The organism is Micromonospora chaiyaphumensis, from assembly GCF_900091435.1.
GTDB classification, from domain to species: domain Bacteria; phylum Actinomycetota; class Actinomycetes; order Mycobacteriales; family Micromonosporaceae; genus Micromonospora; species Micromonospora chaiyaphumensis.
Genome location: NZ_FMCS01000020.1, coordinates 1 through 8,482, shown reverse-complemented (window position 1 = coordinate 8,482; position 8,482 = coordinate 1). Strand labels below are relative to the sequence as shown.

Genomic DNA, 8,482 nt, shown 5'->3' with positions numbered 1-8,482 from the left:
AGGCCGAAGTAGTCGTGCCATTTGGTGCTGGGGGCGAAGGTGGTGCCGGTGGACAGTGCGACGTAGACGTCGTTGGTGGTGGTTTTGGTGAAGACGATGAGGTCGTCTTTGCCGTCGCCGTTGGCGTCGCCGAGGTAGGGGAATTCGCCGGTGAGGCAGAAGAAGTCGTGCCATTTGACGGTGGTGCCGGTGAAGGTGGTGCCGGTGGAGGTGGCGGCGTAGACGTCGGCGTCGGGGTTGCAGGTGAAGGTGACGATGTCGTCTTTGCCGTCGCCGTTGATGTCGCCGACGCGGGGTTGTTCGGTGCCGACGGCGAACAGGTCGTGCCATTTCTGTGGCGGGCCGAAGGAGGTGCCGGTGGACAGGGCCACGATCACGTCGGAGGCCGAGGCGGGGCCCTGGGTGAAGGTGATGATGTCGTCGCGGCCGTCACCGTTGACGTCCCCCAGCGCCGGGAACTCCCCGGCAATGGAGAAGTACTCGTGCCACTTCTGCCCCGGACCGAACGACGACCCCGACGACAACGCAACGTACACATCGGCCGCCGCGTCACGGGTGAACGTCACGACGTCATCCCGACCATCGCCGTTGACATCCCCGGCCGCGGCGATCTCCGCGCCGGGGGCGAACCAGTCGTGCCACTTCTGCCCGCCACCGAACGACGTGCCGGTCGACAGCGCCACGTACACGTCCCCGGTGTTGCTGTGCGCGAACGTGATGATGTCGTCCCGACCGTCACCGTTGACGTCGCCGGTCGACGCGGTCTCGCCGCCGATGGAGAAGAAGTCGTTCCACTTCACCGAGGTCCCGGCGAAGCCGGCACCGGTGGAGGTGCTCACGTAGACGTCGGCGGCAGCGTTCTGGGTGAAGGCGAGGATGTCGTCCCGTCCGTCGCCGTTGACGTCGGTCGGCGAGCCACCGGCCATGCTGTGGGTCCGGACGGCCTGGTTGAGCAGCGTCCGCGCCGTCGGGGCCGCCTGGTCGTACCGTTCGGGGAAGCCGGAGCGTTGCACGCACTGGGCGACCTGGCCGGCCGTGTAGCCGGGGTTGTTGCGGTCGCAGACGATGGCCCGGGTGACGTACTGGGTCGTGGCGTAGACCGGGTCCATGATCTGCTCCGGCGTGCCCCAGCCATAGTCCCAGCGCTGCTGGAACACGCCGAGGGAGGATTTGTCACCGCAGGGCAGGTTGTTCATGTGGGATTCGACCCAGCCGGCCTCGAAGGCGGAGAGCAGCACCTTGTCGTTCGCGTCGTGCGCGCGGGCCACGCGGTAGACGATCACGGTGATGGCGGGGTCGTGGGTGGCGGGAACGGACGGGCAGGCGAGCGTGTCGATCGGTACGGCGGTCGCCGGCGCGCCGACCGCGACGGCCGCCGTGGCCGTGCAGAGGGCGACCAGCATCGCCAGCAGGCTTCGTCTCACAGCGCTCCTCAGGGTCGGGAAGGGGTACGGCCGAGGGGTGGATCCGGGGTTCATGGAACGGCGTTGATCGCGGCATAGGCGGTGTCGGCGAAGGCGACGTCGCGCCGTGAGCCGCTCGCCGTGAAGCGCCAGGTGCCCCCGGGATACTGCCCGGGCGCCCACGACGTGCCGCCCGGACGCCACAGCGGCTGCCAGGCCGCCATGCCGTGGCCGGCGTCGTACCAGGTGTTGTCGCCGCGCCAGGCCGACGCCCACCGGTGCGCGGCCACCACCGACAGGCCTTCACCGGTGGCCATCGTCCAGCGGGGCATCCCGGTCACGTCACCGGTCGCCCGGGCCTCCGTCGCCGGGTCCCCCACCGCCGGCAACGCGCCGTCGATGTTGAACGCCACCTCCCACACCGCCGCGGTCGGCGAACCGTTGACCGACCAGGTGACGTCGCTCTGCAGCGCGGGACCCGTCCACCGCGGCGCGACGGTCAGCAGCCAGTCGGCGGTGACCGGCTCGTCCCCGAACGGGATGCCGACCAGGTTGATGCGGGAGCCGTCGGCGGAGACGTCGACCCGGGCCGGGGCACCCGCCCGGTCGGTCACGTCGAACCGACCGACCGCCAGGTACGGGCCGGTGCCGCGGTGTGACGAATCGAGCGCCGGGCGGTGGTTGCCGTTCCCGGCCGGGTCCACCTCCAGCGCGGCGATCCGGGCGCTCGGCCAGGTCCGCACGTCGGCGCGGAGGAAGCCAGTGCTCAGCGTGTAGCCGCGGGCCACCACCCCCGTCGTCCAAATCAACGGCGCCAGCCAGAGCCCGCCCTGGCCCCAGCCGGCGTGGCTCAGGTACCAGTTCGGCCCGTCCACGACGACCTCGGCGGCGTGCGCGTCCAGCACCGTCACCTTCTCGGCGCCCTCGAAGCGCAACGGGTCGCGGCTGCGGTAGACGGCGGTCCGCCGGTACGCGGCGCCGTAGTCGGTGCCGTCGCAGCAGACGAGGAGGTACCACCACTCCCCCCGGCGCACCACGAACGGCGATTCGGTCTGCCCGCCCGCCTGCCCGGTGTGCGGCGACGAGTAGGCGATCCCACGGGCGCTCCAGGTCCGCAGGTCCGTGCTGGTCCGGTACGCCACCACGTGGTTGCCGCCGGTCGGGCTCGACGTCGCCGTGTAGTACATGACCCAGCGGTCGCCGACCCGGGTCACCATCGGGTCGCGGCCCTCCCAGCCGTCGACGAAGAGCGGGTTGGCGGGGCTGCGGGTCCAGGTGACGAGATCCGTCGACGTGGCCAGGTGCATGCGGTAGCGGGCGTAGTCCGGATTCCCGGCCGCGTAGAACAGGTAGTAGAGGCCGTTGTCGTAGATCACGTGCGGCGCCCAGATCCACTGCTCGCCTGCCGCGGGGTCGGCGACGAGGGCCGGGGGCTGCTTCGTCCAGGGGCCGGTCGGCGTCGGCGCCGTCGCGTGGCCGAAGGACTTCTCGTCCTGCGGCGCACCGGGTTCGGCGTGGGTGATGGCGAAGACGTGCCACACGCCGGTCTGCTGGTTCCGCACGATGGTGTGGTCGTTGTAGTACCAGGTCGCCGACTCCCCCACACTCGGGTCGTAGACGCGGGTCAGGGCGCCCCGCGCCGGCGTCTCGCCGACCGCCTCGTACGGCGTCGTGGTGACCGCCGCGAGCGGGCCGACGCGGCGCAGGGTCACCGTGTCGAGACCTGCGAAGAAGCCCACCGCGGGGGCCGAGCGCCCGGTCACCGTGACGGTCAGCCGGTGAGCGCCGGTGGCGAGCGACACCGAGCCGAGCGGCACGGCGCCGGTTCGCTGCACGCTGCCCGCGTAGCCGTCGAAGAGCTGACCGACCGCCACGCCGTCCACGGCGAACCGGAGCGTGCCGTAGTCGCGGGCGCGGGTCAGCACCGCCCCGAGGTCGTACTGGCCGGCCGGCACGGACGGCAGGGTGACGGTCACCGAGTCGCCGGCCCGGCCGGCGCGGAACCACAGTTGCCGGCCGCCCGACCAGGCCACCCCGCAGCAGTCGGCCTGTGACTCGACGGGCGCGGTCGCAGACACCACGGCGAGCGACTCCGCCTCGACGCGGACCGGCTCGTCGGCGGCGGCGGCCGGTCCCGCCGGGACGGCCACCAGGGCTGCACCGAGCAGCAACACCGCGAGCATCCGGCGGGCGCGCATCACGACACGCTCGGGCGGGGCAGGTCGGTGCCGGGGGCGAACTGGTCGTGCCATCGGTTGGCCGTCGGCCCGAACCGCCCGCCGTCGGAGAGCGAGACGTACACGTCGGCGCCTGTGCCCCGCGTGAACGTGACCACGTCCGCCCGCCCGTCGCCGTTGAAGTCACCCACCCCGGGCAGTTCCTCGCCGAGGGCGAAGGTGTCGTGCCACTTCCAGGCGTTCTGCACGAACCGGGTGCCGTCGGAGAGCGACACGAACACGTCACCGGCCGCGCCCCGGGTGAACGTCACGATGTCGTCCCGGCCGTCGCCGTCGACGTCACCCAGCGCCGGCAGCTCGGTGCCGATGGCGAAGGTGTCGTGCCACTTCCAGGCGTTCTGGACGAACCGGGTGCCGTCGGAGAGCGACACGAACACGTCACCGGCCGCGCCCCGGGTGAACGTCACGATGTCGTCCCGGCCGTCGCCGTCGACGTCACCCAGCGCCGGGAACTCGGTGCCGAGGGCGAAGTGGTCGTGCCACTTGACGCCGGGACCGAACCCGGAGCCGGTGGAGAGCGCGACATAGACGTCGGCGGCGGTCCCGCGGGTGAAGGTGACGATGTCGGCGCGGCCGTCGCCGTTGACATCGCCGACTGCCGGGATCTCGGTACCGACGGCGAAGTAGTCGTGCCACTTCACCCCGGCGGCGAAGCCTGAGCCGGTGGACAGCCCGACGTAGACGTCGGCGCTGTCGCCGCGGGTGAACGTGATGACGTCGGCCCGGCCGTCGCCGTCAACGTCCCCGGTGAGCGGGATCTCCGCGTCCACGGCGAAGAAGTCGTTCCAGGGCCGGTTGTCCGGCACGAAGCGGCCGCCGTCGGACAGGGCCGTGAAGACGTCGGCGGCGGTGCCGCGGGTGAAGTCGACCGCGTCGTCGCGGCGGTCGCCGTTGGCGTCACTGGTGTTGCGGGTACGGGTGGTGGCTGACACCTCGGCGGACGCGGCCGCGGCGTTGCCCGCGCCGTCCACCGCCACGACCCGGTAGTAGCGGCTCTGGCCGGCCGGCAGCGGGCCGTGCCGGAACGCGGTGGCGCGGGTCGTGCCGACCAGGTTGGCCGCGGTGATCGCCACGCCGGGTGTCTGGGACGAGTAGATCCGGTAGGAGATTACGCCCACGTCGTCGGAGGACGGGGACCAGCTCAGACCCAGGGCGTGCACCCGCCCGCCGGCCAGGGTCAGGCCGGCCGCGGGACTGGGCGCGGTGGTGTCGGTGAACGGCGCCACCATGCTGTCGGCCTGGTAGCGGCCGGCGGTCCAGGCGGGGGCGCCCGCGGCCGGGGTGAGCCGGACGGTGACCGTCGACCGGCCCGCCGTCGCCGCCGCGGGAAGGACGAACTCGTCGGCCAGCCAGCGCTGCCGATCGTTGCCGAGTGGTTGCAGCCACACGCCGACCGGCGTGCCGTCGACCGACACGGCCGCCTGCTGGTGGCCGCTGCGCTGGTCGCCCTGGCGGCGCAGCCGTACGCCCTGGTTGGCCGGGTCGATCGCCAGCCGGAAGCTGACCGGGGCGGTCGTGGTGCGGACCTGGTCGGTCTGCGCGACGGTGTCGTCGTCCCCCTCGAAGCTGGAGGTGAGCGCGGCCTGGGCGCCGGAGTCGGTGTACGCGTGCGCCGAGCGGCTGGCGGCGTCGCCGGTGACGAGGGTGTCGGTCCGGCGCGTGGCCACGGTGCGTTGGGTGTAGAGGAAGGCGGTCGAGGCGTACTCGGCCGGCATGTCGTTGGCCGGCCCGTGCTCGATGCCGAAGCGCAGCGCGGTGCCGTACGGCACGGCGTCCCCGATCATCAGGCGGTACGCGGCGTCACACTCGTCGACGCAGCCGCCCGTGCGGAGCAGGTGGGCGGTGTTGCCGGTGAAGACCCCGGTGTACTCGCCTCGGTTGAAGTACCACCCCGACTCGTAGAAGTCCTCGGTGCCGGTGCCGTGGATCTGCGGTGTCGGCGATCCGTCGACGTACACCCGCTCGTCGCCCTCGAGGTAGTTGCGGGTGTTCCCGCCGACGATGCGCCCGCGCATGGTCTGCGACACCCCGACGAACCGGCCCCGGCCCGCCTGGTCGGCGACGGTCCAGTCGCTGCCGCCGACCGTCTCCGCGCGGCGGGACTGGGTGGTGAAGTAGCCGGAGCTTCCGTCGGCGGCGAGCCGTTGCGTCCACTCGGCGCCGGGCGCCGAGGTCACCTCGGCCTGGACGCCGCTGATCGTCGTGCCGGTCGTGTTGACCAGCGCAAGGGTGGCGGCGGTGCGAAAGGGCATGGGCCACCAGGCGCTGTACCACCCGCCGGGTGCGGCGTCCATGGCGAACATCAGCGAGCGGACGAAGCGCTCTCCGAGGCCGCCGCCGAAGAACTCGCCGACCGGGCTGTCCACCGTGGTGCGCCCGTCGAAGGTCATCCGCAGCCGGAGGCCGGAGAGCAGCGGCTCGGTGGCCGCGCCGTCCGGCACCCGCAGCCGTAGTTGGGTGACCGCCCGCGGCCCGGTGAGGCTGGCGAGGGACGCCTGCCCCTGCGCCGGCACGGTGACCGTGCTCTGCACGGCGGTTGCGCCGGGTTGCGCCGGCTTCGGGTCGCGGGTGCCGGCGGCACGCAGCATGTCGAGGACGTCGGTGGCCGGATCGGCGGGGTTGAACCGGGACACCCCGGCCGCGTCGGCGAAGGTGCGGTAGGTGACGTGGTGGAACAGCGGGTTGTTCTGTGTGGTGATCCGCATCGAGTCGCGGTAGGGCATCGGGACCTTGATGGTGACGCCGCCCGATGTCTGATCGGCGTTGCTGACGAGCGGGGCCGTGAAGGGGCTGCCCAGTCGCCCGTCGACCAGGTCCTGCAGGTCCGCCTCGACGACCGTGACCCCGTCGAGTTCGATGCGGATCCAGCCCGTGGCGCTGACGTCGCCGTTGTCGCGGGTGAACCAGATCGACTGCACCTCCCCGGGGCCACGCGCCTCGGCGATCACGCACCCACCGAGTTGTCGCAGGCAGGAGTAGGTGCCGACGAATCCGTCGTCGTTGGAGCCGTCGCGGCCGAAGCTGGAGAACTGGCGGGTCCGGGCGCTGGCGGCCAGCTCCGGCAGCCGGTCGAGCCGGCGGTAGGTGTCCCAGCCCGTGGGGCCCTTGTCGTCGGCGACCGCGAGGGTGGCGGCCGGTGCGGCGGACGCGGCCGGTGCGGCGGGGATCGACGCGGCGGGCGCGGTCACGGCGAGCAGCGCCACGACGGCGGCACCGAGCAGGCGGGGGTTGCGGAGCCTCATCGGGGTCCCTTCCAAGCGCGGTGGAAGCGGTGAGAAATCGATTGCCGGTCAGTAGACTGCGCCGTACTCACGGTTGTCAATACCTTCCGACGCGCTTTCCGTACGACGGCAAAAGTCTTCGCCGGAGTCGGAGCCCAACTCGACCGACCGACGCATTATCCAACTTGGACATGCAGGCTGGCCTGCACAAACAGGGGCCGCAGGAATTCTTCAACCGGGTACGACTACCCGGCAGGTATTGACAGACGCCGAAGAATCCGGTTTCACTTCTCCCGGCGGCACCCCAACGAGCGACCCGTCACCCGGGGCGCGACATCACCCCGTCACCTGCCGCACCGGCGCCAGGGCTGCTTCTCCTCGGCACGGCTGCCAGGGCCCGCCAGCGCGTCCGGCGAACCGCTTGACCCGACCCGAGCATCTCCCGACAGGAGTCACCCATGTCCCGACTCCCGAGAGGCACCGTGGCACGTGCCCTCGTCGCACTGCTCACCCTGGCCGCGGCCGTCCTGGCCGGCGTGGTGGCCGCGCCCGCGCCCGCGCTGGCCGCCCCGAACTTCAAGGCGCCGTTCCCCTGCGGGCAGCGGTGGACCTACGGCCATCACAGCGCCGAGGTGCGACAGGCCCTGGACTTCGTACGCGCCGACGGCGGAATCACCGGCGGCACGCCGCAGGTCGCCTCGGCCGCCGGCGTCGCCCGCCGCTACTCGCAGCCCAGCGGCGCCGGCAACTACGTCGCCATCGACCACGGCGGCGGGTGGACCACCTACTACTTCCACCTCAGCGCCTACTCGGTGCCGGACGGCGCCTACGTGCAGCAGGGCCAGCAGATCGGCATCACCGGCAGCACCGGCAACTCCTCCGGGCCGCACCTGCACTACGAGCAGCTCTACAACGGTGTGGGCCAGCCGATCGTGATCAACGGGGTATCCCTCGCCCCGTATCCGAGCCAGTACAACCAGAAGTACCTCGTCAGCGACAACTGCGGGCCGTCGCCGCTCGGCGGTCGTTATCTGGCGGGTTCGCCCACGGATTTCACGGGTGACGGCCGCGATGACGTGGTGGCGTTCACGCAGGGCTCGTTGAACGACGTGTACGTGGCCGCCTCGACCGGGTCGTCGTTCGCGGGGACGTCGGTGAAGTGGAACGACTTCTTCGGTCTGACCGGGGAGACGCTGCTGTCCGGTGACTTCGACGGTGACGGCAGAGATGACATCGTCGCCTTCACCCACGGCACCCTCGCCGACGTGTACGTGGCGCTGTCCACCGGCACCGCTTTCGGCGGCGGGCAGAAATGGCACGACTGGTTCGCCCCCGGCGCCGAAGTCGCCGCGGTCGGCGACGTCAACGGCGACGGCCGCGACGACATCGTCACCTTCACCCACGACACCGCCGCAGACGTCTACGTGGCCCTGTCCACCGGCACGTCGTTCACCGGCACCGCGGTGAAATGGCACGAGTACTTCTCCATCGCCGGGGAGTTCCCGGCGCTGGGGGACGTCAACGGCGACGGCCGCGACGACATCATCACCTTCACCCAGGGCCCCGCCTCGGCCTCCGACGTGATCGTGGCCCTGTCCACCGGCACCTCCTTCGGCCCGCC

At 71.7% G+C, this 8,482-nt stretch carries 4 protein-coding genes; 1 reads left to right on the top strand and 3 read right to left on the bottom strand.

The genetic code is table 11. The annotated features are described in order from the left end of the window. The 3 genes from GA0070214_RS31255 to GA0070214_RS31645 form a co-directional block, all read right to left on the bottom strand. Positions 1–1,424, bottom strand: a 1,424-nt coding sequence (locus GA0070214_RS31255; protein ID WP_091270130.1) for an FG-GAP repeat domain-containing protein, incomplete at its 3' end; no start/stop codon positions are given. Between the two features lie 50 nt (positions 1,425–1,474). Next, complete coding sequence (locus GA0070214_RS31250) at positions 1,475–3,601, bottom strand: family 43 glycosylhydrolase (protein WP_091270129.1); 2,127 nt, start codon at positions 3,599–3,601, stop codon at positions 1,475–1,477. After that, positions 3,601–6,882 (bottom strand): DUF2961 domain-containing protein, encoded by a 3,282-nt coding sequence (locus tag GA0070214_RS31645; protein WP_139141949.1) that lies wholly within the window; start codon positions 6,880–6,882, stop codon positions 3,601–3,603. Before GA0070214_RS31645 ends, GA0070214_RS31250 begins: the two co-directional genes overlap by 1 nt. A gap of 437 nt (positions 6,883–7,319) precedes the next feature. On the opposite strand from GA0070214_RS31645, the gene GA0070214_RS32690 reads away from it, so the two are divergent. Beyond that, positions 7,320–8,482, top strand: a 1,163-nt coding sequence (locus GA0070214_RS32690) for a VCBS repeat domain-containing M23 family metallopeptidase (protein WP_244167931.1), incomplete at its 3' end; no start/stop codon positions are given.